Below are 26214 nucleotides of genomic sequence, written 5' to 3' on the forward strand. Positions count from 1 at the left end.
CCCATGGCTCTGATGCCCGATGACCTGCTGTCCAAGCGGTTCACCCCGGTTCGGTTCTCCGAGGGCTATGACATGGACGAGGTGGACAACTACCTCGACAACGACATCCTGCCGCGCCTCCAAGAGCTGATCGACGAGAACAACCGACTGACCAAGGAGCTCGAGGAGGCGCACAACCGCCTCGCCGAGGTCGAGTCGGCGCCCGCCGCTGCCGCCCCGGACGAGGCGGAGGAGACCGCGTCGGAAGAGGTCATCGACGAGACCCCGGTCTCGACGACGTCCGCCGTCTCGACGACGCCCGCGCAGGACGAGGACGTCACGGCCCAGCAGGCCGCCGTCGACGACGTCCCGGCCGAGGAGGAGCCCGGCGCCGCCCCGGCCGTCGCTCCCGCCGTGGCAGAGAGCCCGGACCAGTCCGCAGCCGGCATCATCGCCCTGGCGAACCGTCTGCACGACGAGCACGTCAAGAACGGCGAGGACGAGCGCGACCGGATGATCACCGAGGCCAACGACGAGCACAAGCGCATCGTCGGCGAGGCGGAGGAGAAGTCCCGCACCACCTTGGCCGATCTCGAGACCAAGAAGGCCGAGCTCGACAAGACCATCGAGGGGCTGCGCAACTTCGAGCGCGACTACCGCAACCGGCTGCGCAACTACCTCGAGAACCAGCTGCGTGATCTCGACACCAGCGAGACGCAGGACAAGCAGGCGAACTTCGGTCTGTGAACCCCGCTGATCCCTCCTCGACGAGCGCCGGGCCCACAGGGTCCGGCGCTCGTCGCCGTCCGGGCCGTCTCACCGTCCTCGGCGGCATGGCGGCCGTCGGCGCGGTGATCGCCGTCGCCGACCAGCTGACCAAGAACTGGGCCGAGGCGACCCTTCCGCTGCTGGACCCCCAGCCCTTCCTCGGCGAGTTCCTGCAGCTGACCCTGCTGTACAACTCGGGGGCGGCCTGGGGGCTGGGCGCGGAGATCACCCCGGTGGTCACCGGGGTGCAGATCCTGATCGTGCTCGGCGTGATCGTCTTCGCCCTGCGTGCCGTGCGCTCGCTCTGGTACACCCTGGCCTTCGGCCTGATCCTGGGCGGGGCGCTGGGCAACATCCACGACCGCCTGCTGCGTCCGCCCGGCCCGTTCCACGGCGAGGTCGTCGATTTCCTCGAGCTGCCGCACTGGCCCGTGTTCAACGTGGCCGACATGGCCGTCGTCGGCGGGGCGATCCTCGTCGTGCTGCTGGGGATCATCGGCCACGCGCCCGATCCCGTCGCGGACGCAGCCGAGCGGGCCGCGGGGGCCGCGGCGACGGAGCAGGCGCAGGACGGGGAGCAGGCGCAGGACGGAGACGCCCGGTGAGCACCTCCCGCACCCTCCTGGTCCCCGACGGGCTCGCCGGGGAGCGCGTGGACGTCGGCATCTCGAGGATGCTGGGACTGTCCCGCACCCGCGCCGCGGACCTCGTCATGGCCGGGAACGTACAGGTGGACGGCCAGATGCCGGCCCGCTCCACCCGTCTCGAGCCCGGTGCGACGGTCGACGTCCAGCTGCCCGACGAGCGGCCCGCCGCCGAGGCGCGGCCCCAGATCGCCGCGGGCATGAGCCTGGTCCACCAGGACGAGGACATCGTGGTGATCGACAAGCCCGTCGGCGTCGCCGCCCACCCCAGCGCCGGTTGGTCAGGGCCCACCGTGCTCGGCCACCTCGCCGCGGCCGGCGTCAGCATCCGCACCAGCGGCGACCCGGACCGCCAGGGCATCGTCAGCCGCCTGGACGTCGGCACCAGCGGGCTGATGGTCATCGCCCGCACCGAGCGCGCCTACACCACGCTGAAGGACGCCTTCCGCGCCCGGGAGGTCGGCAAGGTGTACCACGCCGTCTGCCAGGGCACCCCGGACCAGCCCGAGGGGACCATCGAGGCGGCGATCGGCCGCTCGCCGAACCACGACTACAAGTTCGCGGTGCGCCGGGACGGCAAGCACTCGGTGACCCACTACGAGACCCTCGAGGCCCTGCACGGCGCGACCCTGCTGAAGGTGCGCCTGGAGACCGGCCGCACCCACCAGATCCGCGTGCACCTGGCAGCCCTGCACCACCCGCTGGTCGGCGACCCGCTCTACGGCGCCGACCCCACCCTCGCCGCGCGCATCGGCCTGATCCGGCAGTGGCTGCACGCGATGGAGCTGACGTTCCTCCATCCCGCCACCGGGCGCGAGGTGACCTTCACCTCGCAGTACCCCCGAGACCTCGGGGCCGCGCTCGACGCGCTGCGCGACTGACCCGGGCGCGCCCCGGGCCCGGCAGGCGGTAGCGTCGAGGCATGAGCGACGAGCAGACCTCCACGGCGCTGAGCCCCACGCGCGACGCAGCCCTGGCCCGCCCCGACTTCCCCTTCACGCGCGTCGCGCGCCGCCTCGGCATCGATCCCGCCGAGGCGGAGGTGGCGCTGCGCGACGACGACCGGGCCCGGACGGCGATCGCCCGCACGGTGGGCGAGTTCCTGGAGGCCGACGACGCCCGCCGCGCCGGTCGCGCGCCGGAGTCCGCGATGGGGCTGGACCCCGACTTCCCGACCGGCGTCGGCATGGCCCTGGTCGGCGCGGCCGTGCTGTGGGAGGCCCGCGACCTGGTGCCGCAGGTCGCGCTGCGGGTGGCGAAGGACCACTACGAGGACGGGGCCGACGAGCTCGCCGCCAGCTACATCGCCCTCGTCCAGGAGTCCGTCGACCCCGGCGCGGAGAGCCGGGACGACGCCATCGCCTGGGCCGCGCAGTCGCTGCTGGTCTCCGTGCTGCAGCGTTCCGGGGATCCCGCCCAGGCTGCGGAGATCGCCCGCGACCTGGCCGCCCACGCGATCCCGATCGACCTGTGGCGCGATGACGACCCGTCCCTGCCGGACGATTCGATGTCCTGGCACGGCGGCGCCTTCGTCGGCGGCATCCCCCCGCGCCGTGACGAGCGCTCGCTGAGCTACGAGGACGTCCACGACTACATGAACACGCTGCTGGCCGACATGCGCCGCGAGCAGGAGGCGGAGGAGTAGGCGGGCATCGCGGGGGATCCCGTCCGCCCGACACGCCGGGCGCGCCGAGGTGACCTCACCGACCCCGTGCCGGCGGCGCGTCGAGACCTCCGACTGGCTACGCTGGAGGGTATGGCTCCCGCGGACTCCGATGACTTCGTCCACCTCCACGTCCACACCGATTACTCGCTCCTGGACGGGGCCTCGAAGATCGACAAACTGGTCGACGAGACCGTGCGACAGGGCCAGAAGGCCGTGGCCATCACGGACCACGGCTACCTGTTCGGCGCCTACGAGTTCTACCGGACCGCCACCGCCGCCGGCATCAAGCCGATCGTCGGCATCGAGGCCTACGTGACCCCGGGGACCAGCCGCCATGACCGCACCCGCCAGCAGTGGGGGACCCGGGAGCAGCAGCTCGCCGGCGACGACGTCTCCGCCCGCGGGGCCTACACCCACCTCACTCTCCTCTCGCGCACCACGGCGGGCATGCACAACCTGTTCCGCCTGGGCTCCTACGCCTCCCTCGAGGGCCAGATGGGCAAGTGGCCCCGGATGGACCGCGAGATCCTCTCGACCTACTCCGACGGACTGATCGCCACCTCCGGCTGTCCCTCCGGCGAGGTGCAGACCCGGTTGCGCCTGGGACAGTTCGACGAGGCGGTCCGGGCCGCGGGCGAGTACCAGGACATGTTCGGCAAGGAGAACTACTTCATCGAGCTGATGGACCACGGGCTCGACATCGAGAAGCGCGTGACCAAGGACCTGCTGGAGGTCTCCAAGGCCGTCGGCGCGCCGCTGGTGGCCACCAACGATCTCCACTACGTCACCGAGCAGGACGCCCAGATCCAGGACGTCCTGCTGTGCATCAACTCCGGCTCCCGCCTGAACGACCCCGACCGCTTCAAGTTCGGCGGCTCCGGCTACTTCCTGAAGTCCGCCGCGCAGATGCGCGAGCTGTTCCGCGAGTTCCCCGAGGCCTGCGACAACACCCTGCGCATCGCCGAGATGTGCGAGGTGGAGTTCCGCACCACCGACGACGGCGCCAACTACATGCCCAACTTCCCCACCCCGGCGGGGGAGGACGAGGAGTCCTGGTTCATCAAGGAGATCCAGCGGGGTCTGGAGTACCGCTACCCCGCGGGGATCCCGGATGCCGTCCAGCAGCGCGCCGACTACGAGGTCGGCATCATCTTGCAGATGGGTTTCCCCGGGTACTTCCTGGTGGTCTCCGACTACATCAAGTGGGCCAAGGAGCAGGGGATCCGGGTGGGTCCCGGCCGTGGTTCCGGCGCCGGTTCGATGGTCGCCTACGCCATGCGCATCACCGATCTCGATCCCCTTGAGCACGGTCTGCTGTTCGAGCGATTCCTGAACCCCGACCGCGTCTCGATGCCCGACTTCGACGTCGACTTCGATGATCGCCGCCGCGGCGAGGTCATCGAGTACGTCGAGCGCAAGTACGGCGACGACCGCATCGCCCAGGTCATCACCTACGGCGTCATGAAGACGAAGAACTCCCTCAAGGACGCCGCCCGCGTGCTGGACTACCCCTACGCGATGGGCGACAGGCTCTCCAAGGCGCTCCCGCCGACGGTGATGGGCAAGGACATCTCGGTCAAGGGCATCTTCGACCCCGAGGACAAGCGCTACGCGGAGGCCGGGGAGTTCCGCCGGCTCCACGACGAGGACCCCGACGTCCAGAAGGTCGTCGAGATCGCGAAGGGCGTGGAGGGCCTGACCCGCGGCTGGGGCGTCCACGCCTGCGCCGTGATCATGTCTAGCGACCCGCTGATCGACATCGTCCCGATGATGCGCCGCCCCTCGGACGGCCAGATCATCACCCAGTTCGAGTACCCCACCCTGGAGACGCTCGGCCTGCTGAAGATGGACTTCCTGGGGCTGCGCAACCTCACCGTGCTCTCCGACGCCGTGGACAACATGGCGCGCAACGGCAAGACGCCGCCGGACCTGGAGACGCTGCCCTTCGACGACGAGAAGACCTACGAGCTCCTCCAGCGTGGCGACACCCTGGGCGTTTTCCAGCTGGACGGCTCCGGCATGCGCACCCTGCTGCGGCAGATGAAGCCCGACCACTTCGCGGACATCACCGCGGTCTCCGCGCTGTACCGCCCCGGCCCGATGGGCATGGGCTCGCACACCAACTACGCGCTGCGCAAGAACGGGCTGCAGGAGATCACCCCGATCCACCCGGAGCTCGAAGAGCCCCTCGCCCACATCCTGGACGAGACCTACGGCGTGCTGGTCTACCAGGAGCAGGTCATGCAGACCGCGCAGACGGTCGCCGGGTACAGCCTCGGCGAGGCCGACATCCTGCGCCGCGCGATGGGCAAGAAGAAGAAGGCCGAGCTGGACAAGCAGTACGTCTCCTTCGAGGCCGGGATGAAGGGCAACGGGTACTCCGACTCCGCCGTGCAGGCGCTGTGGGAGACGCTGCTGCCCTTCGCCGACTACGCCTTCAACAAGTCGCACTCCGCGGCCTACGGCGTGGTCTCCTACTGGACCGGTTACCTCAAGGCGAACCACCCCACCGAGTACATGGCGGCGCTGCTGACCTCCACCCAGGAGAATCGCGACCGTCTGGGCCTGTACCTCGGCGACTGCCGCCACCGCGGCATCACCGTGCTGCCGCCCGACGTCAACGAGTCCGACCTGTACTTCTCCGCCGTCGGCGACGACATCCGCTTCGGGCTGTCGGCGATCCGCAACGTCGGCGCCCACGTGGTGAAGGAGATCATCACCACCCGCGAGGAGAAGGGCGCCTTCACCTCCTTCACCGACTTCCTGGACAAGGTGCCGCTGACCGTGTGCAACAAGCGCACGATCGAGTCGCTCATCAAGGGCGGGGCCTTCGACTCCCTCGGCGCGAACCGTCGCTCCCTGGTGCTCATCCACGAGGACGCGGTCGACTCCGTGGTCGACGTCAAGCGCAAGGAGGCCCAGGGCCAGTACGACCTGTTCGGCGACGTCTTCAGCGGCGGGGGAGGCGGCGAGGACGTCGCGACCGGCTCCGCGGCCACCATCGTGGTCCCCGACCTGCCGGAATGGGACCGCAAGGAGAAGCTCGCCTTCGAGCGGAACATGCTGGGCCTGTACGTCTCCGACCATCCCCTGTACGGGCTCGAGCACGTCATCGCCCAGAACTCCTCGACCGCGATCAGCGCGCTGGCCGACGACGGCGCCGTCGAGGACGGCGCCATGGTCACCATCGCGGGTCTGATCACGTCCCTGCAGCGCAAGACCACGAAGAAGGGCGACATGTGGGCGATCGCCACGGTCGAGGACCTGGAGGGCTCGATCGACTGCCTCCTGTTCCCCTCCACCTACCAGACCGTCGCCACCGAGCTCGCGGAGGACCTCGTCGTCTCGATGAAGGGCCGGGTGGACACCTCCAAGGGCATGCCGGAGCTGAAGGTCATGGAGATGACCATCCCGGAGACCGGGGGAGGGCCCGACGGCCCGGTCACCATCGCCCTGCCCGCGATGCGCGCCACCACCAAGGTCGCTCAGCAGCTGCGCGGCGTGCTGGAGGACAACCCCGGCCCCAGCGAGGTGCGACTGCGTCTGCAGGAGCCGGGCCGGTCCACGCTGATGCAGCTGGACAAGCGGCTGTCGGTCGCCCCGTCGGCCGCGCTGTACGCCTCGCTGAAGACGTTGCTGGGCCCGGGCTGCCTGCAGTGACCCCATGACCGCGCTGCGGGTCGCGACGTACAACATCCACCACGGGGCCGACGGCCGGGATCGGGGGGATCTGCCGCGCACCGCCGCCGCGCTCGCCGCCCTGGACGCCGACGTCATCGGCGTCCAGGAGGTCGACGTCGGCTTCGGGACGAGGTCCGCGCACGAGGACCAGCCGGCACGGCTCGCCGAGCTGCTGGGGTACCAGGGATGCTTCGGTGCGACCCTCGACCGCCCCGCGTCGGCCGGCGGTGCTCGCGCGCGCTACGGCCTCGCGCTGCTGACCCGCGGCCAGATCCTCACCCACGAGATGCGGCTCCTGCCCGGCGACCCGCGGCGACCGTCGGCCCACGAACCGCGCGGCCTGCTGAGCGTGCGCCTGCGCTCGCCGCAGGGCGCGGACCTGACCGTGCTGGTCACCCATCTGGACCCCGCGCACCGGCACCACCGCGCCGCCCAGGTGCAGGCGATCCTCGACACCGCCGAGGCGTTGGAGGGTCCCCGGGTGCTGCTCGGCGACCTGAACACGGACCCTGCCGCCCCGGAGCTCGTCGCCCTCGCAACGGGCGGATGGCGGGAGGCCGCCGCGGAGCTCGTCGGCCCCCTTGCCGGTCGGCCCCTCGTGACGCGCCTCGTCGCGGCCCTGCCCGGCCGGCCGCTGCGGGCCACCTTCCCCTCCCGCCTGCCGCTGCGGCGCCTGGACTCCGTCTGGGTGCACGACGGGGCCCGGGTGGAGGCCCTCGAGGTGGGCCGCAGCCACGCCTCGGACCACCGGGGCGTGGTGGCGAGCATCCGCCTGCCGCAGAGCTCCTCTATCGTGGGGCCATGAACCCCCTCGAGCCCGCGACCTTCCTCCCCGAGCCGTGGCTGCGGACCGTCCGCGAACGTGCTGTGGTCCACGACCGGGACAACACCTTTCCCGCCGACGACCTCGCCGACCTGCGCGAGCTGGGATACCTGCGTCTGCTGGTGCCCACCGAGTTCGGAGGGCTCGGCGCGAGCCTGCTGGAAGCCTCCCGGGTCCAGCGCCGCCTCGCCCAGGCCGCCCCCGCGACGGCGCTGGCGATGAACATGCATCTGGTGGTCACCGGCGCCGCCCTGCACGCCCATCGGCTCGGCGTGAGCGCCGTGTCCACGATCCTGGAGGATGCGGCGCGGGGCCACCTGTTCGCCTTCGGGATCTCCGAGGCCGGCAACGACGCCATGCTCTTCGACTCCTCGACCAGCGCGGAGGTCCTCGGCGGTGGTGGGTACCGGATGACCGGCACCAAGATCTTCACCTCCCTCGCCCCGGTCTGGGACCGCCTGGTGGTCCACGGGCGCGTCGCCGTGGCCAGCGAGACCGCCCCGCGACTGGTCTTCGGGGTGCTCGAGCGCAGCGACGAGGTCGAGACGCGCCATGACTGGGACACCCACGGCATGCGCGCCACCCAGTCCTGCACCACCCGCCTGCACGGCGCCCGGATCGAGCCCGAGCGCGTCATCACCCAGACCCCCGTCGGGCCCAACACGGACCCCTTCGCGATGGGGGTCTTCGGCGCCTTCGAGCTGCTGATCGCCTCCGTCTACACCGGGATCGCCGAGCGGGCGATCGCCGTCGGTGCGGACATCGCCGCCACCCGTCGCAATCTCACCAAGGGCATCGTCCACGCCGACGACCCCGACATCCGGTGGCGCCTGGCCGATGCCGCGATCGGCGTGGACGGCGTCGTGCTCCAGCTCGAGAAGGTGCTGGCGGACCTCGACGCGCTGGGGGCGGGGGAGACCGGCCCCGGGATCACCGATCACGGCCCGCGCTGGTACCTGCACTTCTCCGGCGTCAAGGCCCGCGCCACCGAGTCAGCGCTGCGTTCCGTGGACCAGGTGCTGCGGGCCAGCGGCGGGTCCCAGTTCTCCCGGCGCAGCGAGCTCGAACGGCTCTCGCGCGATGTGCGCGCCGGGATGTACCACCCCTCCGACGAGGAATCCGTCCACGCCTCCTACGCCAAGGCGCTGCTCGGCGAGATCGGCGCGACCCGCCTGCCCGGGGACTTCTGAGCGCAGCCGCGGGGACGAGCCGTGGATCAGAGGGCGTCTCACGATGCGTCCTCCACGTCCGTATGATGGGATCACGGGTCTAGGGTCGTCCCTCGTGAGCACTGCACCAGAGACGATCCCCGACGCCCCCGCGGCCTCGCCCGCCAACACCCGCGGCCGCGTCATCACGGCCTCGATGGTCGGCACGACGATCGAGTTCTTCGATTTCTACGCCTACGCGACCGCGGCCTCGCTGGTCTTCCCGGCCCTGTTCTTCCCCGCTCAGACCCCGGCGAACCAGCTGCTGAGCTCCTTCGCCGTCTTCGGCGTGGCCTTCGTGGCCCGCCCGCTGGGCTCGCTGATCTTCGGCCACTTCGGCGACCGCGTCGGTCGCAAGACCACCCTCGTGGCGAGCCTGCTGGTCATGGGCATCGCCACGGTCCTGATCGGGGTCCTGCCCAGCGCCTCGACGCCGGGCTTCTCCGTCCTCGCGCCGGCGATCCTGGTGCTGCTGCGCTTCTGCCAGGGTGTGGGCCTGGGCGGCGAGTGGTCCGGGGCCGCACTGCTGGCCACCGAGAACGCCCCGCCCGGGAAGCGCGCCCTGTACGGCACCTTCCCGCAGCTGGGCGCCCCGCTCGGCTTCATCCTGTCCAACGTGATCTTCGTGGTGCTCAGCCTGCGGCTCACCCCGGAGCAGTTCGTCTCCTGGGGCTGGCGCGTGCCCTTCCTGCTCTCGGCGATCCTGGTCGCCGTCGGGCTGTGGGTGCGCTTGAAGCTCATGGAGTCCCCGGCCTTCCAGAAGGTCATCGACGAGGAGAGGGTCGCCGCGGTCCCGATCGCCCGCATCGTCCGCACCGCCTGGCGGCCGCTGATCCTCGCCACCCTCGCGATGGTCGCGACCTACGTGCTCTTCTACCTCATGACGGCCTTCCTGATGGTGGTCGGCACTCGACCGGCCGATGAGAACTCCGCGCGGGCCGCGGCCGAGGCCGCCGGGAACTCCTTCGATCCGGCCTCCTTCGTGCCGGGGCTCGGCTACGACCGTCCGCAGTTCCTGACCATGCTGATCATCGGCGTGGTGTTCTTCGGGATCTTCACCGTGGTCTCCGGCCCGCTCGCCGACCGCGTCGGGCGCCGGCCGCTGCTGCTGGTCGTCACCGTCGCGATCGCCGTGTTCGGGATGCTCATCGAACCGCTGATGAGCTCCGGCACCGTCGGGGTCATGGCCGCACTGATCGTCGGGTTCACCCTGATGGGGCTGACCTTCGGGCCGATGGCCGCGTTCCTGCCGGAGATGTTCCGGGCCGACGTCCGCTACACCGGCAGCGCCGTCAGCTACAACCTCGCCTCCGTGATCGGGGCCGCCCCCGCCCCGTACGCGCTGATCGCGCTGTGGCAGGCGCTCGGCGGCTCGCTGTGGCTGGTCGGTGCCTATCTCGCCCTCGCCGCGGGGATCACGCTGATGGCGCTGCTGGTGGGCACGGAGACCCGCGAGGTGGACTACCTGGCCTGAGCATCCGCCCCGCGGCCCGCTCCCCGGTCTCGATCAGCGCTGCCGGTGCTCGCGGTAGTAGCGGATCAGCGCAGCGGTCGAGGCGTCCTCGGCGGCGATCGCGGACTCCTCGCCCGCGACGGCGCCCGCGAGGTCCTTCGCGAGCTGCTTGCCCAGCTCCACGCCCCACTGGTCGAAGGAGTTGATGCCCCACACCACGCCCTGGACGAAGGTGATGTGCTCGTACAGCGCGATCAGCTGGCCCAGCACCGAGGGCGTGAGCTTCGGGGCCATGATCGAGGTGGTGGGGCGGTCTCCGGAGAACGCGCGGGCCGCGACCAGATCGCCCTCGGTGCCCTCGGCGCGCACCTCCTCGGCGGTCTTGCCGAAGGCCAGCGCCTTGGTCTGGGCGAAGAAGTTCGCCAGGAACAGCTCGTGGACGTCCTGCTCGCCGTCGGCGAGGGCATGGTTCGGGGTGGCGAAGGCGATGAAGTCCGCCGGGATGATCCGGGTGCCCTGGTGGATCAGCTGGTAGAAGGCGTGCTGGCCGTTGGTTCCGGGCTCGCCCCAGAACACCTCACCGGTGTCGGTGGCGGCGAGCGACCCGTCCCAGCGCACCGCCTTGCCGTTGGACTCCATGGTCAGCTGCTGGAGGTAGGCGGGGAAGCGGTGGAGGTACTGGGAGTAGGGGAGCACGGCGTGGGTCTCCGCCTCCAGGAAGTTCACGTTCCACACGTTCAGCAGCCCCATCAGCAGGGGCACGTTCTGCTCGGCGGGAGCGGTGGCGAAGTGCTCGTCCATCGCGTGGAAGCCGGCCAGCAGCTCCTCGAAGGCGTCCGGTCCCAGCACGGTGGCCAGCACGGTGCCGATCGCGGAGTCGACGGAGTACCGGCCGCCCACCCAGTCCCAGAAGCCGAAGGCGTTGTCGGGGTCGATGCCGAAGTCCGCCACCTTGTCCAGCGCGGTCGAGACGGCCACGAAATGCTTGGCGACGGCCTCCTTCTCCTGCTCCGGCGTCAGTGCCGCGTTCTCCCGCAGTCCCTGCAGCATCCATTCGCGCACCAGGCGCGCGTTGGTGAGGGTCTCCAGCGTCGTGAAGGTCTTCGAGGCGACGATCACCAGCGTGGTCTCGGGGTCGAGGTCCTTGGTGGACTCGTAGGCGTCGGTGGGATCGATGTTCGAGACGAAGCGGGCCGACAGGCCCTCCTGGGCCCACGGCTTCAGCGCCTCGTGGACCATCACGGGACCGAGGTCGGAGCCGCCGATGCCGATGTTCACGATGGTCTCGATCCGTCGGCCGGTCATGCCGGTCCACTCCCCGGAACGCACCGTGTCGGCGAAGGCGTACACGCGCCGGAGGGTCTCCTGGACGTCGGCGTCGATCTGCTGGCCGTCCACCTCGAGGGCGGGGGAGGCGCCGGCGGGCCGACGCAGCGCGGTGTGGAGGACGGCGCGGTCCTCGGTGGTGTTGATGTGGGCGCCGGCGAACATCGCATCGCGGCGCTCCCCGACCCCGACCTCGCGGGCGAGCTGCTGCAGCAGCTCCATGGTCTCGGCGGTCACGAGATTCTTCGAGAGGTCGACGTGGAGGTCCGCGGCGGTGTGGCTGAAGCGCTCGGCGCGCTGCGGATCCGCGGAGAACCACTCGCGCAGCGAGGTGCTCTGCTCGAGGTGATGCGCCTCGAGCGCTGACCAGGCGTCGGTGGTCGTCGGGTCGACGGGGGCGGCAGGGGAGATCGGAGCAGTCATACGGCCATTGTGGCCCTCCGGGAGCACGTCGGCCACTCGGTCCGCCGAGCTCTGGTGATCGAAACGTGACCCGGTGGAGCGCGTCCTGAGCGACCGGACGGTGCAGACTGGCCCTACGATCATGGCGCACCCGCAATCCGGGTGCCCTTTATTGCACCCACAGGAGAACCCCATGGCGATTTCGCGACGATCAATGATGCTCGGCTCCGCGGCAGGCGGCGTCTCCGCACTGGCACTTGCTGCGTGCGGCAACGGCGGCGAGGACGGAGGCAGCGGCGGCGGCAGCGACGGAGGCGGCGAGGGCGGCAACCCGATCCTGGCCAACGGGACCGAGCCGCAGAACCCTCTGATCCCGACCAACACCAATGAGGTCGGCGGCGGACGCATCGTCCAGAACGTCTTCGCGGGCCTGGTCTCCTACGATGCCGAGGGCACCCAGAGCAACGAGGTCGCGGCGTCCATCGAGACGGAGGACAGCCAGACCTACACGATCACCCTCAACGAGGGGTGGACCTTCTCGGACGGCACCGACGTGACCGCGCAGAGCTTCGTCGACGCGTGGAACTACGGTGCCAACGCCTCCAACGCTCAGCTGTCCGGGTACTTCTTCGAGCCCATCGAGGGCTACGAGGATCTGCAGGGCGAGGACGTCGCCGCCGATGCGACGCTGACCGGCCTGACGGCGGAGGACGACCTCACGCTCGTCGTCAAGCTGGTCTCTCCGCAGGCCGACTTCCCGATCCGGCTGGGCTACGCCGCCTTCTCGCCCTTGCCGAAGGCCTTCTTCGACGACCCGGAGGGCTTCGGGGAGAAGCCGATCGGCAACGGCCCGTACACGCTGACCTCCTGGGAGCACGAGGTCTCCGCCGAGCTCGCGGTGAACCCGGACTACGCCGGCAACCGCAAGCCCGCCAACGAGGGAGTGCGCTTCACCTTCTACCAGGACTTCGAGACCGCGTACAACGATCTGCTCTCCGCGGGCGTCGACGTCATCGACAACATCCCGGCCAGCGCGCTGACCACCTTCGAGGACGAGCTCGGAGACCGCGCCATCAACCAGCCGGCCGCGGTCTTCCAGTCCTTCACCATCCACATGGAGGACCCGAACTTCAGCGGTGAGGCGGGCAGCCTGCGTCGCCAGGCGCTGTCGCTGGCGATCGATCGCCAGACGATCTGCGACGCCATCTTCCAGGGCACCTCGTCCCCGGCCACGGACTTCTCCAGCCCCGTGGTCAACGGCTACTCGGACTCCATCCCGGGCAGCGAGGTCCTCCAGTTCGATCCGGAGAAGGCCAAGCAGCTCTGGGACGAGGCCGAAGGGATCCAGCCCTTCGAAGGGCCGTTCACCCTCGCCTACAACGCCGACGGCGACCACGCCGCCTGGGTCGACGCCGTCACCAACCAGCTGCTGAACAACCTCGGCATCGAGGCCAGCGGCAAGTCGTACCCGACCTTCGCGGCGCTGCGCGACGAGGTCCTGAACCGCACGATCACCGGTGCCTTCCGCTCCGGCTGGCAGGCGGACTATCCCTCCGTGTTCAACTTCCTCGGCCCGCTGTACGGCTCGGCCGCGGCAGAGGGGCGCGGCTCCAACGACGGCGACTACATGAACGACGAGTTCGACCAGCTGTTGGCCGAGGGCCTCGCGGCCACCGACGAGGAGACCGCCTTCGCGAAGGCGCAGGCGGCCGAGGAGCTGCTGTTCCGCGACCTCCCGGCGATCCCGCTGTGGAACGACAACGTCACCGGCGGCTCCGCGGAGACCGTGGAGAACGTCACCTTCGGCTGGGACAGCCAGCCGCAGTACCACGAGATCACCAAGACGGCCTGACCAGGACGTCCTACCTCGCCGGAGCGGGGGTGCGGTGCGACACCGCGCCCCCGCTCCGTGCCGGGACCGCCCGGGACGCCCCGGAGTCTGAGAGCGCCGTGCGCGCTCCTCCGCACTAGGGTGGCCCGGATTACCCCGCGCGCCGCACGGCACTGCCCGTCCCGGCGCGCCCGAACCACGCAAAGGTGCAACGCATGGCCTGGTATGTCATCCGGCGCGTGCTGCAGATGATCCCCGTCTTCTTCGGCGCGACGTTCCTGGTGTACTTCCTGGTGTTCTCGATGCCCGGAGACCCCATCGCGGCGCTCGGCGGCAACAAGCCGCTCTCGCCCGCGGTGCAGGACCGTCTCCGCGCGGAGTACAACCTCGACGAACCCCTCCTCACCCAGTACTTCCTCTACCTGCAGGGGCTGATCCAGGGCGACTTCGGCACGACCTTCGCGGGTCGGCCCGTCATCGACGACATCCGCAGCGCCTTCCCGGTGACCGCGCGGCTCGCCGTCATCGCGATCGTCTTCGAAGCCGTCCTGGGGATCCTCGGCGGCGTCGTCTCCGGGCTGCGCAAGGGCACCTGGATCGATTCGACCCTGCTGGTCACCTCCATCCTGGTGATCGCCGTCCCGACCTTCGTGATCGGCTTCGTCGCCCAGTTCGTCTTCGGCGTGAAGCTGGGATGGGTGACGATCAACGTCGGGGCGAACGTCAGCTGGGGGACGCTGCTGCTGCCCGGCATGGTGCTGGGCGCGGTCAGCTTCGCCTACGTGCTGCGGCTGACACGCACCCAGATCACCGAGACGATGACCGCGGACCACGTCCGCACGGCCACGGCCAAGGGCCTGTCCCGTCCGCGCGTCATCAACGTCCACATCCTGCGCAACTCGCTGATCCCCGTCGTCACCTTCCTCGGCGTCGACCTGGGACAGCTGATGGGCGGAGCGATCGTGACGGAGGGGATCTTCAACATCCCCGGGCTCGGCTTCCACCTCTTCGACGCGATCCAGCGCGGCGAGAGCACGAAGATGGTCTCGATGGTGACGCTGCTGGTCATCATCTTCATCGTCTCGAACCTGATCATCGATCTGCTGTACGCACTTCTCGACCCGAGGATCCGCTATGACGCACGCACGTGACACCAGCGGCGCCACGGTGCGCCGCGGCCAGGAGCATTTCGTCGCTCCGGTCGACGAGACCCCGCTCCTCGCGGTCGACACCCTCAACACCGACGTCAAGCCCCGCTCCCTCTGGTCGCAGGCCTGGCGCGATCTGCGGCGCAACCCGATGTTCATCGTCTCGGCGGTCCTCATCGCCCTGGTGGTGACCGTCGCCGTCTTCCCCCGCCTGTTCACCGACCTGGACCCCTATTCCCAGGGCGCCTGCAACCTGGCCGACAACTACGGCGGACCGGAGCCCGGCCATCCCTTCGGGTTCGACCGGCAGGGCTGCGACGTGTACTCCCGCGTCATCTTCGGTGCGCGTCCCTCGGTCATCGTCGGCGTCGTCACCACCATCGGCGTCTTCGTCGTGGGCGGTCTGATCGGGTCCGTGGCCGGCTGGTTCGGTGGGTGGATCGACGCGATCCTCTCCCGCCTGACGGACATCTTCTTCGCCATCCCGCTGATCCTGGCCGCGATCGTCGTCGGCCAGGTCTTCGAGCTCAACGCCATCACACTGTCGCTGATCCTGGTCGCCTTCGGCTGGACCGCGATCGCCCGCATCGCCCGCGGCAGTGTCATGAGCGTGATGAACTCCGAGTTCATCACCGCCTCCAAGGCGCTGGGAGCCACCTCCGCCCAGAACCTGTTCCGCCACGTCGTGCCCAACGCGATCGCACCCGTGATCGTCACCGCGATGGTCAACCTCGGCGTCTACATCGTCCTCGAGGCGACCCTGTCGTTCCTGGGGGTCGGTCTCCCGGCCTCCACGATCTCGTGGGGCACGGACATCTCCACCGCGCAGGGCGCGCTGAGGGTGCGTCCCGAACTGCTGTTCTACCCCTCCGGAGCACTCGCCATCACGATCCTCAGCTTCATCATGCTGGGAGACGCCGTGCGCGATGCCCTCGACCCGAAGACGAAGAAGCGATGAGCTACGACCCGAACTTCCCGCACACCGACGGCGACGCCGTCGACGAGCAGCGCACGGCTCCGGTCGATCCGCGCACGGCGGACGACGACGCGGCCGCGGCGGTGGACCTCGAGCAGATCCATCCCGCCGAGGGCGGTGCCGCCGGCGTCGTCCACGACTGGGACCGGGACCGCCCGCTGCTCGAGATCAGCGACCTCGACATCACTTTCTCGACATCCGGCGGCGACGTGCCGGCGGTCCGCGGCGCGAACCTGACCGTGTATCCCGGCCAGACCGTGGCGATCGTCGGCGAGTCAGGCTCCGGCAAGACCACCACCGCGATGGCGGTCGCCGGGCTGCTGGCCTCCAACGGCCGCGTCAGCTCCGGGAGCATCTCCTTCCAGGACGAGGACATCTCCCGAGCCTCCGGCAAGCGCATCCGCCAGCTGCGGGGCGACGAGATCGGCATGGTCCCCCAGGACCCGATGTCGAACCTGAACCCGCTGTGGAAGATCGGCTTCCAGGTCAAGGAAGGGCTGACCGCCAACAAGGTCGCCAAGGGCAAGGAGGCCGACCGTCGGGTCGTCGAGCTGCTCGAGGAAGCCGGCCTGCCGGACGCCCAGCGGCGGGCGAAGCAGTACCCGCACGAGTTCTCCGGCGGCATGCGCCAGCGCGCCCTGATCGCCATGGGCCTCGCGGCGCGCCCGTCCCTGCTGATCGCCGACGAGCCCACCAGCGCCCTGGACGTGACGGTCCAGCGCCAGATCCTGGACCACCTCGACGTGCTCACCGGCCAGCTCGGCGTCGCCGTCCTGCTGATCACCCACGACCTGGGCCTGGCCGCCGAGCGGGCCCAGCACGTGGTGGTCATGTACCGCGGACGCGTGGTGGAGTCCGGCCCGGCGCTGGAGATCCTCCAGAACCCCCAGCACCCGTACACCAAGCGCCTGATCAGCGCGGCGCCGTCGCTGGCGTCCCAGCGGCTGACCTCACGCTCCGAGCGCGCCGAGGTGCGCGAGCAGGCTCCGGAGCGGACGACGGGGGATGCCGCCGCGGAGCGCGGGAACGGCGAGGTCGACGAGGACGCGGTGATCCAGGTCCAGGATCTCACCAAGGTGTTCGACATCCGGGGTTCCGTGCCCTGGCGGAGCACCCCGTTCACCGCCGTCGACTCGGTCTCCTTCGACCTGAAGCGCGGGACCACCACGGCGATCGTGGGGGAGTCGGGGTCCGGCAAGTCCACCGTCGCCCAGATGGTCCTCAAGCTCCTCCAACCCACGTCCGGGCGGGTGCTGTTCGAGGGCAAGGACATCACGACCTATCAGGGCGCCGAGCTCAAGAATCTGCGACGTCGCCTGCAGCCGGTGTTCCAGAACCCCTACGGTTCGATCGACCCCACCTACTCGATCTTCCGCACGGTCGAGGAGCCCCTGCGGCTGCACGGCGTCACCAAGCATGCCGAGCGGGAGGCCCGGGTCCGCCAGCTGCTGGACCAGGTCTCGCTGCCCGCGGCGACCATGCAGCGCTACCCCAACGAGCTCTCCGGGGGACAGCGGCAGCGCATCGCGGTCGCCCGCGCGCTCGCCCTGCGGCCCGAGGTGCTGGTGCTCGACGAGGCCGTCTCGGCACTCGACGTCCTGGTCCAGGACCAGGTGCTCCAGCTGCTCAGCGACCTCCAGGCCGAGCTCGACCTGTCCTACATCTTCATCACCCATGATCTCGCCGTCGTGCGCCAGATCGCCGACGACGTGATGGTGATGGACCACGGGAAGGTCGTCGAGCACGCTCGCACGGAGCAGGTGTTCACCGACCCGCAGCAGGAGTACACCCGGCGCCTGCTGGAGGCGATCCCCGGCCGCGGCATCACCCTGGGCGCGGAGGGCTGACGGGCAAGGCGTCGAAGGTCTCACCGGCACTCCGCTGACCGAGGCCGCCCCGGCGGATAGACTCACGGGGGCCCTGGAGCGGGCCGCACCCTGCGTGCGGCCGGGCGCTGCTCGGTCCACGACCCGCCGCGCAACCTGAAACGAGCACCTGCGTATGACTCCCCGCCTCCGCACCGACCTGCGAAACGTCGCCATCGTCGCCCACGTCGACCACGGGAAGACCACCCTCGTCGACGCCATGCTCACCCAGGGCGGTGCTTTCGGCGACCACGACACGCACGACGAGCGGGCCATGGACTCCGGAGAGCTGGAGCGCGAGAAGGGCATCACCATCCTCGCGAAGAACACGGCGATCCGGTACACCGGGCCGTCGGCCGCCGAGGCGGGGGAGCCGGACGGCATCACCATCAACGTCATCGACACCCCCGGCCACGCCGACTTCGGCGGCGAGGTCGAGCGCGGGCTGTCCATGGTCGACGGGGTCGTGCTGCTGGTGGACTCCTCGGAGGGACCTCTGCCGCAGACCCGCTTCGTGCTGCGCAAGGCGCTGGCCGCGAAGCTGCCCGTGATCCTCGTGGTCAACAAGGTCGACCGCCCCGACGCCCGGATCGAGGACGTCGTCAGCGATTCCACCGACCTCCTGCTGGGCCTGGCCTCCGACCTGGCCGAGGAGATCGACGACATCGACCTCGACGCCGTCCTCGACGTCCCGGTCGTCTACGCCTCCGGCAAGGCCGGCCGCGCGTCGACCACCCAGCCGGCCGACGGCGAGCTCCCGGAGGAGGAGAACGTCGAGCCGCTGTTCAAGACCATCCTCGAGTCGATCCCGGCGCCGAGCTACGACGACGAGATGCCGCTGCAGGCCCACGTCACCAACCTCGATGCCTCCCCGTTCCTGGGTCGCCTGGCGCTGCTGCGGATCAAGAACGGCGAGCTGCGCAAGGGCCAGCAGGTCGCCTGGTGCACCCGCGACGGCGAGACCAAGCAGGTCAAGATCACCGAGCTGCTGGAGACCAAGGGGCTCTCCCGCGAGCCGATGACCGACGCCGCCCGCCCGGGCGACATCGTCGCCGTCGCCGGCATTCCCGAGATCATGATCGGCGAGACCCTCGCCGACCTCGCGGACCCGCGTCCCCTGCCGCTGATCACCATCGACGACCCGGCGATCTCGATGACCATCGGCATCAACACCTCGCCGCTGGCCGGCAAGAACGCCAAGGGCCACAAGCTCACCGCCCGCCAGGTCAAGGACCGTCTGGACCAGGAGCTCGTCGGCAACGTCTCGCTGAAGGTGCTGCCCACCGAGCGCCCCGACGCCTGGGAGGTCCAGGGCCGCGGCGAGCTGGCGCTGTCGATCCTGGTCGAGCAGATGCGGCGCGAGGGCTTCGAGCTGACCGTGGGCAAGCCCAAGGTGCTCACCCGCGAGATCGACGGCACGATCCACGAGCCCGTCGAGCGGATGACGATCGACGTCCCCGAGGAGTACCTCGGCACCGTCACCCAGCTGATGGCCTCCCGCAAGGGCCGCATGGAGACCATGAGCAACCACGGCTCCGGCTGGGTGCGCATGGAGTTCACGGTGCCCGCGCGCGGGCTGATCGGCTTCCGGACCCGGTTCATGACCGAGACCCGCGGCAACGGCATCGCCGCCTCCTACGCCGACGGCTTCGAGCCCTGGATGGGGCGGATCGAGTTCCGGTCCACCGGCTCCCTGGTCGCCGACCGCGCCGGCAGTGTCACGCCGTTCGCGATGATCAACCTCCAGGAGCGCGGCTCGTTCTTCGTCGAGCCCACGTCCGAGGTCTACGCCGGCCAGATCGTCGGCGAGAACTCGCGCAACGAGGACATGGACGTGAACATCACCAAGGAGAAGAAGCTGACGAACATGCGCGCAGCCTCCTCGGAGTCGTTCGAGAACCTCGTCCCGCCGCGTCGGCTGACCCTCGAGGAGTCCCTCGAGTTCACGGCCGAGGACGAGTGCGTCGAGGTCACTCCCGAGATCGTGCGCATCCGCAAGGTCATCCTCGATGCCACCGAGCGTCATCGTGCTCGCTCGAAGGCCAAGTCCGGGAAGTGACCCGGTGACGGACACGCGCCACCGCGGGACCGTGGTGGAGACGGCCTCCCCGGGCGCCCGGATCACCCAGGGCGTCCTAGGGGTCGTCCTCACCGTGCTCTCGGTGCTGCTGATGCTCACCACGCATCGGATGCAGCTGCCCCTCGGCGGGGTGGACCTGCCCGTGGGCCTGATCTTCGGCGGCGCGTTCCAGATCGTCACCTGCGTGTTCCTGTATGCGGCCACCGGATCCCGGCTGCCGCTGATCGTGGTCGGTTCCCTGTGGGGGCTGGTGGCCCTGCCGTTCCTCGGCCACGGCGCCGGCGGCGGCGTGCTGATGCCCGCCGAGATCGCCGGTCAGCTCCAGCTCGCCGGCTGGATCGTGCAGGGGCTCGGGATCGGCATCCCCTTCCTGGCCGCCCTGGTCGTCACCGTGGGCCGGGCCTGGCGACAGCGGCGGCGATGAGCTCCCGGATGACGAGCTCCCGGGGCCGGCCCGACTGGGCGACGATCCCGAACCTGGTCACCCTCGCCCGCTTCGCCCTGCTCGCCCCGGTGTGCGTGCTGCTGTGGGACGGCGCGGGCACTCTCGCCGTCGTCCTGCTGCTGGTGTGGGCGAGCACGGACTGGATCGACGGGCTGCTCGCCCGCGCCCTGGGCCAGACCAGCCGGACCGGAGCGATCATCGACCCGATCGCCGACCGCCTGGGTCTGGCGGCGATCGCGGCGACCCTCGTCCTGGTCGACCTGCTGCCCTGGGCGGCGCTGGTGATCATCCTCGTCGTCGATCTCGCCACCACGGTGCTGGCCACCGGGGCCGCGCTCGGCGGTCGCATCGAGGTCTCGATCCTCGGCAAGGTCCGCACCGCGGTCCTGGTGACCTCGGTCTTCCTGCTGGTCGCCGCGGCGGCCTGGGCTCCGGGGCTGGTCGGTGCCGTACAGGTGCTGGTGTGGACCGCGGTGGGTCTGCACGTGCTCTCGGGCGGGGACTACATCCTCAGGGCGTCGCGCGCTCCGCGGGTCGCGTCGGCGGGGGAGGGACCTCCTTCGCCGCGATGACCAGTCTCCGCGGCACGCGCACCTGACCACGGCGGGTCATCACCCGCACCTCGGTCTCATCGGCCGTCTGGATCGTCCCCAGCGCATCGGTCATCGACTCCCCGTGCGGGGAGGCCTCGCGATCGATCGCGTAGCGCAGGACCACGCGGGTCCCGGCGCGGAGGAAGGGTGCCCAGCCGGCGCGCCGGCGGTGCTCATCGCGGATCGTCATCCCTCGAGGCTATCGGGCAGCGGCTGGTGCCCGCGCCCGATGTTCCTCGCATCACGTCCGCTGCGCGGGCCGGCGCAGGGCAGGTCCCCTCCGGCGCGGGGATGAGAGGATGGGGACGTCTCCCGGACGGAAGGATGCTGCATCATGACGTACGTCATCGCCCTGCCCTGCGTCGACGTGAAGGATCGCGCCTGCGTCGATGAGTGCCCCGTGGACTGCATCTACGAGGGGAACCGGATGCTGTACATCCAGCCCGACGAGTGCGTGGACTGCGGGGCCTGCGAGCCGGTCTGCCCCGTCGAGGCGATCTTCTACGAGGACGACACCCCGGACCAGTGGGCCGAGTACTACAAGGCCAACGTCGAGTTCTTCGATGACCTGGGGGCGCCCGGCGGCGCCGCCAAGATGGGCGTGATCGACAAGGACCACCCGATCATCGAGGCCCTGCCGATCCAGCCCAACCCCCTGGCCTGAGCCGTGGCCGCCACCCTGCCCACCACCGCCCGCCGCGGACTCGCCGCCCGCCTGCCCGCCTTCCCCTGGGACGCCCTGACCGGAGCGAAGCAGCGCGCCGCCGCGCACGGGGACGGCCTCGTCGACCTCTCCGTCGGCACCCCCGTCGACCCGACACCCGCCTCCGTGCAGACCGCGCTCGCCGCCGCCGCGGACCGCCCGGGGTACCCGACCACGGTCGGCACCCCTGCGCTGCGCGAGGCCCTGGTGGACTTCGCCGGTCGCCACCGCGCCGCCCCTGACACGCTCGACGTCGACGGCGTGCTGCCCACCGTCGGCTCCAAGGAGCTGGTCGCCCACCTGCCCTTCCAGCTCGGCATCGGCCCCGGCGAGATCGTCGCCTTCCCCGCGATCGCCTACCCGACCTACGACATGGGCGCCCGCTTCGTCGGCGCCGAGGCACTGCCGCTGGACCTGGCCGAGCTCGCCTCCGAGGGCGACGCCGCGCTGCCCGATCCGTCGGCCGCCTCGCGGATCCGCCTGCTGTGGCTGAACTCCCCGTCGAACCCCACCGGTGACGTGCTCGACGCCGAGCAGATGGCCGCGATCGTCGACTGGGCCCGCGCCCGGGAGATCATCGTCGCGTCCGACGAGTGCTACGCCCTGCTGCCGTGGACCGTCGACGAGGTCCCCTCCGTGCTGGACCCGCGTGTGAACGCCGGCTCCCTGGAGGGCGTGCTGTGCGCGTACTCGCTGTCCAAGCAGTCCAACCTCGCCGGCTACCGGGCGGCCTTCGTCGCCGGGGATCCCGCGTTGGTGGGAGAGCTGCTCGCGGTGCGCAAGCAGGCCGGGATGATGCTCCCCGGCCCCGTCCAGGAGGCGATGACCGTCGCCCTCGGGGACGACGCCGCGGCCACCGGCCAGCGAGCGATCTACCGAGGGCGCCGCGAGGTCCTCGAGCCCGCCCTGCGCGCGGCAGGGGGCACGATCCACGGCTCCCAGGCCGGCCTGTACCTCTGGACGACCTTCGGCGAGGACGCGATGGCCACGGTCGATCGCCTCGCCGACCTCGGGATCCTGGTCGCCCCGGGGATGTTCTATGGTGAGGGGGGCGGGAACTTCGTCCGCGTCGCCCTCACCGCGACCGACGAGCGGATCACTGCCGCCGCCCGGCGCCTCGCGCGCCCCTGAGACCCGCGCCCTGCGCGCGCCCACCGATCCGACACTGCACAACGGAGAGCCCATGGATCACGCGACGTCGACTGCACAGCTCACGGTCCGGGAGAAGTCCCTCGACCTCCCGATCATCCCCGCCGTCGAGGGCAACTCCGGCATCACGATCGGGCCGCTGCGCACGGAGACCGGGGACGTCACCTACGACCCCGGTTTCATGAACACCGCGAACGCCAAGTCCGCGATCACCTACATCGACGGCGAAGCGGGCATCCTGCGCTACCGCGGGTACCCCATCGAGCAGCTGGCCGAGAAGTCCTCCTTCCTCGAGGTCAGCTACCTGCTGATCAACGGCGAGCTGCCCACCAAGGGCCAGCTGGAGAACTTCGAGGCCCAGGTGGAGCGGCGCACCCTGCTCGACGAGCGCTTCAAGCGGATGTTCGACGGCTACCCGCGCGACGCCCATCCGATGGCGGTGCTGCAGGCCGGGGTCTCGGGCCTGTCGACCTTCTACCAGGACTCCCTGGACCCCTTCGACATGGAGCAGACCCGGCTGTCGACCGTGCGGCTGCTGGCGAAGGTGCCGACGATGGCCGCCTACGCCCACCGCATCGCTCAGGGCCACGCCCTGCTGTACCCGGACAACCGGCTCTCGCTGATCGAGAACTTCCTGCGCCTGACCTTCGGCTTCCCCGTCGAGGAATACGTGGCCGACCCGGTCGTCGTCCGTGCCATGGAGCAGCTGCTGATCCTCCACGCCGATCACGAGCAGAACTGCTCCACCTCCGCGGTGCGCCTGGTCGGCTCCGCCCAGGCGAATCTGTTCACCTCGATCTCCGCCGGCATCGGCGCCCTCTCGGGTCCCGCCCACGGCGGCGCCAACGCGGCCGTGATGGAGATGCTCGACGAGATCAGGACCCGGGACCTGGACCCGAAGGCCTTCATGGAGAAGGTGAAGAACAAGGAGGACGGCATCCGCCTGATGGGCTTCGGGCACCGGGTCTACAAGAACTACGACCCCCGCGCGAAGTTCGTCAAGAAGATCGCCGACGACGTCCTCGAGCGCCTCGGGGTGCACGACGAGCAGCTGGAGCTGGCCATGGAGCTCGAGGAGATCGCGCTGCAGGACGACTACTTCGTCGAGCGCAAGCTCTACCCGAACGTCGACTTCTACACCGGCCTGATCTACAAGGCCATCGGGTTCCCCACCCACATGTTCACCGTGCTGTTCGCCATCGGTCGCCTGCCGGGCTGGATCGCCCAGTGGCAGGAGATGGTCCACGACCCGGAGACGAAGATCGGCCGCCCGCGGCAGATCTACACCGGGCACGCCGAGCGCGAGTACGTGCCGATGGAGACCCGCACCGGCACCACCGAGCTGCGCCTCGAGCAGCTCGCGACGGAGCTGGACGAGGAGCGCCGTGCGCACCAGGAGCAGCTCGCCAAGGAGCACCGACTGGACCACTGAGCAGATGCCCCGGGCGTCATCGGGCTCCCGGGGATCTATTGCCCGCTGACCAGCACGACGACGTTCTCGGGGTCGCCGCCGTCGAGGGAGGACCAGACGGCGGCGTCCTTGCCCCGCAGCGAGCGGTCCCAGACCCGACCCTGGTAGGACACCTGGACCACGCCGTCGTCCGCCGCTCGCGCGACCGCCCAGTTCGCGAGCGCCCACCCGAGACGCGTGTCGCCCTGGGGGTCGATGACCAGCGCGGTCGCGCCCGCGTCGACCGGCAGCTGCGGCGCCGCCTGGGAGGCTGCGGTCAGCGAGGAGCTGATGTCTCCCGCCTCCGTCAGCCGCGGGAACTGGCGGGTCAGCTCGGAGCGGAGCTGCCCGGGCGAGACGGTCGCGCCGACGGGGCCGAGCGTGCACACCAGGTTCGCCCCGCTCTGCCCGGTCAGCGCCGAGGCGTACAGCCGTCCCTCGGTCTCGTGGTCCCGGTACGCCTCCGGATGACCGCTGCGCTGGACCCGCTGAGCGACGTCGTTGATGTCCGCAGCGGGGTACCCCTCGATCTTCTCCAGCTCGTCGTAGAAGGCGTTGGTGGAGTAGATCGGATCCATGATCTGCTCCTCGCTGCCCCAGCCCTGGGATGGACGCTGCTGGAACAGCCCCAGCGAGTCGCGGTCGCCGTGGTCGAGGTTGCGCAGCTGCGACTCCTGGTACGCGGTGGTCAGCGCGATCGAGGCTGCGCGCGGCGGCAGGCCCCGGTCCATGGCGACAGCGCTGATCAGCGCGGCGTTCGCGGCGCGGTCGGTGGAATAGCGGTGGCTCGTGCCCAATCCGCTGGCGGTGCAGGTGCCCGCATGGGCGGGGGACCCGTACCGCTGCAGGGCGAGATAGGAACCGCCCGCTATCCCGGCGAAGATCAGCACCATGACCAGGGGGATCACGAGGTGACGAGCAGTCGAACCCGGCCGGCCCCTGGTGCGCGCCATCTCGTGTCCGTGCTGTCGATCAGTTCGCGTGCAGCGCGGCGTTCAGGGCGACGGTCTGACCTTCGCGGGCCACCGCCTGGACCGCACCGGTCAGCGAGTTGCGACGGAACAGCAGATTGTTCACGCCGGAGAGGTCCCGGGCCTTGACCACGTGCGCCTGCGCACCTGCCTCGCCCACGAGCTCCACCTTCGTGCCGGCCGTGACATAGAGCCCGGCCTCGACCACGCAGTCGTCGCCGAGGGCGATGCCGACCCCGGCCTCGGCCCCGACCAGGGAGCGTCGGCCGATGCTCACGCGCTCGGTGCCGCCGCCGGAGAGGGTACCCATGGTCGAGGCGCCGCCGCCCACGTCGGACCCGTCGCCCACGACGACGCCCTGGGAGATGCGTCCTTCGATCATCGAGGAGCCCAGGGTGCCGGCGTTGAAGTTCACGAAGCCCTCGTGCATGACGGTGCTGCCCTCGGCCAGGTGCGCGCCCAGGCGCACGCGGTCGGCGTCGCCGATGCGCACGCCGGTGGGCATCACGTAGTCCACCATCCGCGGGAACTTGTCGACGCTGAGCACGGTGGGCCGGCGACCCGCCGCGATCAGGCGCAGCCGGGTCTCCTCGAAGCCGGGCACGGCGCAGGGGCCCTCGGAGGTCCACACCACATTGGTGAGCGTGCCGAACAGACCCTCGAGGTTCTGTGCATTGGGCTGGACCAGCCGGTGGGAGAGCAGGTGCAGGCGCAGGTAGGCGTCGGCGGCATCGGCCGGGGCGGCGGCCAGCTCGATCTCGCGCACCACGACCTCCTGCGTGGTGCCGCGCACGTCGTCGGCCCGAGCGGCGGCGGTCAGCTGCGCGTGCAGCGGATGGCTCAGAGCTGCGGAATCAGCCTCGCCGAGCTGTGGTGAGGGATACCATGCATCCAGGACGGAGCCGTCGGCGCCAAGGGTGGTGAGCGCGATGCCCCAGGCCCGAACGGCGGGGGAGTCAGGTGTCGTCGTGGTCATGCGCCGAGTCTACGAAGTGCGGTGGCTCCAGGTCACGCTGGGCGCACCGGTGGGGGCGAACGGCACATCGGCGCCCG

At 70.3% G+C, this 26214-nt stretch carries 22 protein-coding genes; 18 read left to right on the top strand and 4 right to left on the bottom strand.

What is annotated here, in order from left to right; genetic code table 11:
* Positions 1-3: 3 nt before the first annotated feature.
* From BH708_RS19360 to BH708_RS19395, 8 genes are all read left to right on the top strand, one after another.
* A complete protein-coding gene (locus tag BH708_RS19360) occupies positions 4-726 on the top strand; it encodes a DivIVA domain-containing protein (RefSeq protein WP_076810570.1) in 723 nt (240 codons plus the stop codon).
* The gene (gene lspA / locus BH708_RS19365) at positions 723-1352 is read left to right on the top strand and encodes a signal peptidase II (RefSeq protein WP_076810571.1); all 630 of its coding nucleotides are present in this window, start codon (positions 723-725) and stop codon (positions 1350-1352) included. Before BH708_RS19360 ends, lspA begins: the two co-directional genes overlap by 4 nt.
* Entirely contained in the window at positions 1349-2272 is a 924-nt protein-coding gene (locus tag BH708_RS19370; RefSeq protein WP_076810572.1) for an RluA family pseudouridine synthase, read from the top strand. The genes lspA and BH708_RS19370 overlap by 4 nt, the downstream gene beginning before the upstream one ends.
* Before the next feature lie 41 nt (positions 2273-2313).
* Positions 2314-3036 (top strand): hypothetical protein, encoded by a 723-nt coding sequence (locus BH708_RS19375; RefSeq protein ID WP_076810573.1) that lies wholly within the window; start codon positions 2314-2316, stop codon positions 3034-3036.
* A 111-nt stretch (positions 3037-3147) separates the two neighbouring features.
* Positions 3148-6717, top strand: coding sequence for a DNA polymerase III subunit alpha (gene dnaE, locus BH708_RS19380; protein WP_076810574.1), 3570 nt, complete (start codon positions 3148-3150; stop codon positions 6715-6717).
* A gap of 4 nt (positions 6718-6721) precedes the next feature.
* Entirely contained in the window at positions 6722-7543 is an 822-nt protein-coding gene (locus BH708_RS19385) for an endonuclease/exonuclease/phosphatase family protein (protein ID WP_076810575.1), read from the top strand.
* Positions 7540-8751: an acyl-CoA dehydrogenase family protein gene (locus tag BH708_RS19390; RefSeq protein ID WP_076810576.1), complete on the top strand. Its 1212-nt coding sequence runs from the start codon at positions 7540-7542 to the stop codon at positions 8749-8751. Before BH708_RS19385 ends, BH708_RS19390 begins: the two co-directional genes overlap by 4 nt.
* 94 nt (positions 8752-8845) lie before the next feature.
* Positions 8846-10243 carry an MFS transporter gene (locus BH708_RS19395; protein ID WP_253705415.1) on the top strand — a complete coding sequence of 466 codons (1398 nt, stop codon included), beginning with the start codon at positions 8846-8848 and terminating at the stop codon, positions 10241-10243.
* Positions 10244-10276: 33 nt separating this feature from the next.
* Here BH708_RS19395 and pgi read toward each other — a convergent pair whose 3' ends face one another.
* The gene (gene pgi, locus BH708_RS19400) at positions 10277-11971 is read right to left on the bottom strand and encodes a glucose-6-phosphate isomerase (protein WP_076810578.1); all 1695 of its coding nucleotides are present in this window, start codon (positions 11969-11971) and stop codon (positions 10277-10279) included.
* Between the two features lie 172 nt (positions 11972-12143).
* On the opposite strand from pgi, the gene BH708_RS19405 reads away from it, so the two are divergent.
* The 7 genes from BH708_RS19405 to BH708_RS19435 all read left to right on the top strand — a co-directional run bounded on the left by BH708_RS19405 (position 12144) and on the right by BH708_RS19435 (position 20867).
* The gene (locus tag BH708_RS19405) at positions 12144-13802 is read left to right on the top strand and encodes an ABC transporter substrate-binding protein (RefSeq protein WP_083713823.1); all 1659 of its coding nucleotides are present in this window, start codon (positions 12144-12146) and stop codon (positions 13800-13802) included.
* A gap of 194 nt (positions 13803-13996) precedes the next feature.
* Positions 13997-14932 (top strand): ABC transporter permease, encoded by a 936-nt coding sequence (locus tag BH708_RS19410; RefSeq protein ID WP_076810580.1) that lies wholly within the window; start codon positions 13997-13999, stop codon positions 14930-14932.
* The gene (locus tag BH708_RS19415; protein WP_076810581.1) at positions 14916-15887 is read left to right on the top strand and encodes an ABC transporter permease; all 972 of its coding nucleotides are present in this window, start codon (positions 14916-14918) and stop codon (positions 15885-15887) included. Before BH708_RS19410 ends, BH708_RS19415 begins: the two co-directional genes overlap by 17 nt.
* A complete protein-coding gene (locus tag BH708_RS19420; protein WP_083713825.1) occupies positions 15884-17752 on the top strand; it encodes an ABC transporter ATP-binding protein in 1869 nt (622 codons plus the stop codon). The genes BH708_RS19415 and BH708_RS19420 overlap by 4 nt, the downstream gene beginning before the upstream one ends.
* A 154-nt stretch (positions 17753-17906) precedes the next feature.
* Positions 17907-19829, top strand: coding sequence for a translational GTPase TypA (gene typA, locus BH708_RS19425; RefSeq protein ID WP_076810582.1), 1923 nt, complete (start codon positions 17907-17909; stop codon positions 19827-19829).
* Positions 19830-19833: 4 nt separating this feature from the next.
* Positions 19834-20274, top strand: a complete 441-nt coding sequence (locus BH708_RS19430; RefSeq protein ID WP_076810583.1) for a hypothetical protein — start codon at positions 19834-19836, stop codon at positions 20272-20274.
* 8 nt (positions 20275-20282) lie between these two features.
* A complete protein-coding gene (locus BH708_RS19435) occupies positions 20283-20867 on the top strand; it encodes a CDP-alcohol phosphatidyltransferase family protein (RefSeq protein ID WP_076810584.1) in 585 nt (194 codons plus the stop codon).
* Here BH708_RS19435 and BH708_RS19440 read toward each other — a convergent pair.
* Entirely contained in the window at positions 20806-21078 is a 273-nt protein-coding gene (locus BH708_RS19440) for an acetyltransferase (protein ID WP_076810585.1), read from the bottom strand. The two genes, BH708_RS19435 and BH708_RS19440, sit on opposite strands and share 62 nt — an antisense overlap.
* A 144-nt stretch (positions 21079-21222) precedes the next feature.
* Here BH708_RS19440 and fdxA point away from each other — a divergent pair, with 144 nt between their 5' ends.
* Genes fdxA through BH708_RS19455 form a run of 3 tightly spaced genes read left to right on the top strand, consistent with a single transcriptional unit; the run spans position 21223 to position 24172 of the window.
* Positions 21223-21552: a ferredoxin gene (fdxA, locus tag BH708_RS19445; protein WP_076810586.1), complete on the top strand. Its 330-nt coding sequence runs from the start codon at positions 21223-21225 to the stop codon at positions 21550-21552.
* 3 nt (positions 21553-21555) lie between these two features.
* The gene (gene dapC / locus BH708_RS19450) at positions 21556-22722 is read left to right on the top strand and encodes a succinyldiaminopimelate transaminase (protein ID WP_083713826.1); all 1167 of its coding nucleotides are present in this window, start codon (positions 21556-21558) and stop codon (positions 22720-22722) included.
* A gap of 52 nt (positions 22723-22774) precedes the next feature.
* Complete coding sequence (locus BH708_RS19455) at positions 22775-24172, top strand: citrate synthase (protein WP_076810587.1); 1398 nt, start codon at positions 22775-22777, stop codon at positions 24170-24172.
* Between the two features lie 35 nt (positions 24173-24207).
* Here the strand turns inward: BH708_RS19455 and BH708_RS19460 are convergent, their stop codons facing one another.
* Together BH708_RS19460 and dapD are read right to left on the bottom strand one after the other, a co-directional pair.
* Positions 24208-25083 carry a hypothetical protein gene (locus BH708_RS19460; RefSeq protein WP_371330012.1) on the bottom strand — a complete coding sequence of 292 codons (876 nt, stop codon included), beginning with the start codon at positions 25081-25083 and terminating at the stop codon, positions 24208-24210.
* Between the two features lie 79 nt (positions 25084-25162).
* Positions 25163-26137, bottom strand: a complete 975-nt coding sequence (gene dapD / locus BH708_RS19465; protein ID WP_076810589.1) for a 2,3,4,5-tetrahydropyridine-2,6-dicarboxylate N-succinyltransferase — start codon at positions 26135-26137, stop codon at positions 25163-25165.
* Positions 26138-26214 lie beyond the last annotated feature (77 nt).

It is taken from the genome of Brachybacterium sp. P6-10-X1, assembly GCF_001969445.1.
Taxonomy (GTDB): domain Bacteria; phylum Actinomycetota; class Actinomycetes; order Actinomycetales; family Dermabacteraceae; genus Brachybacterium.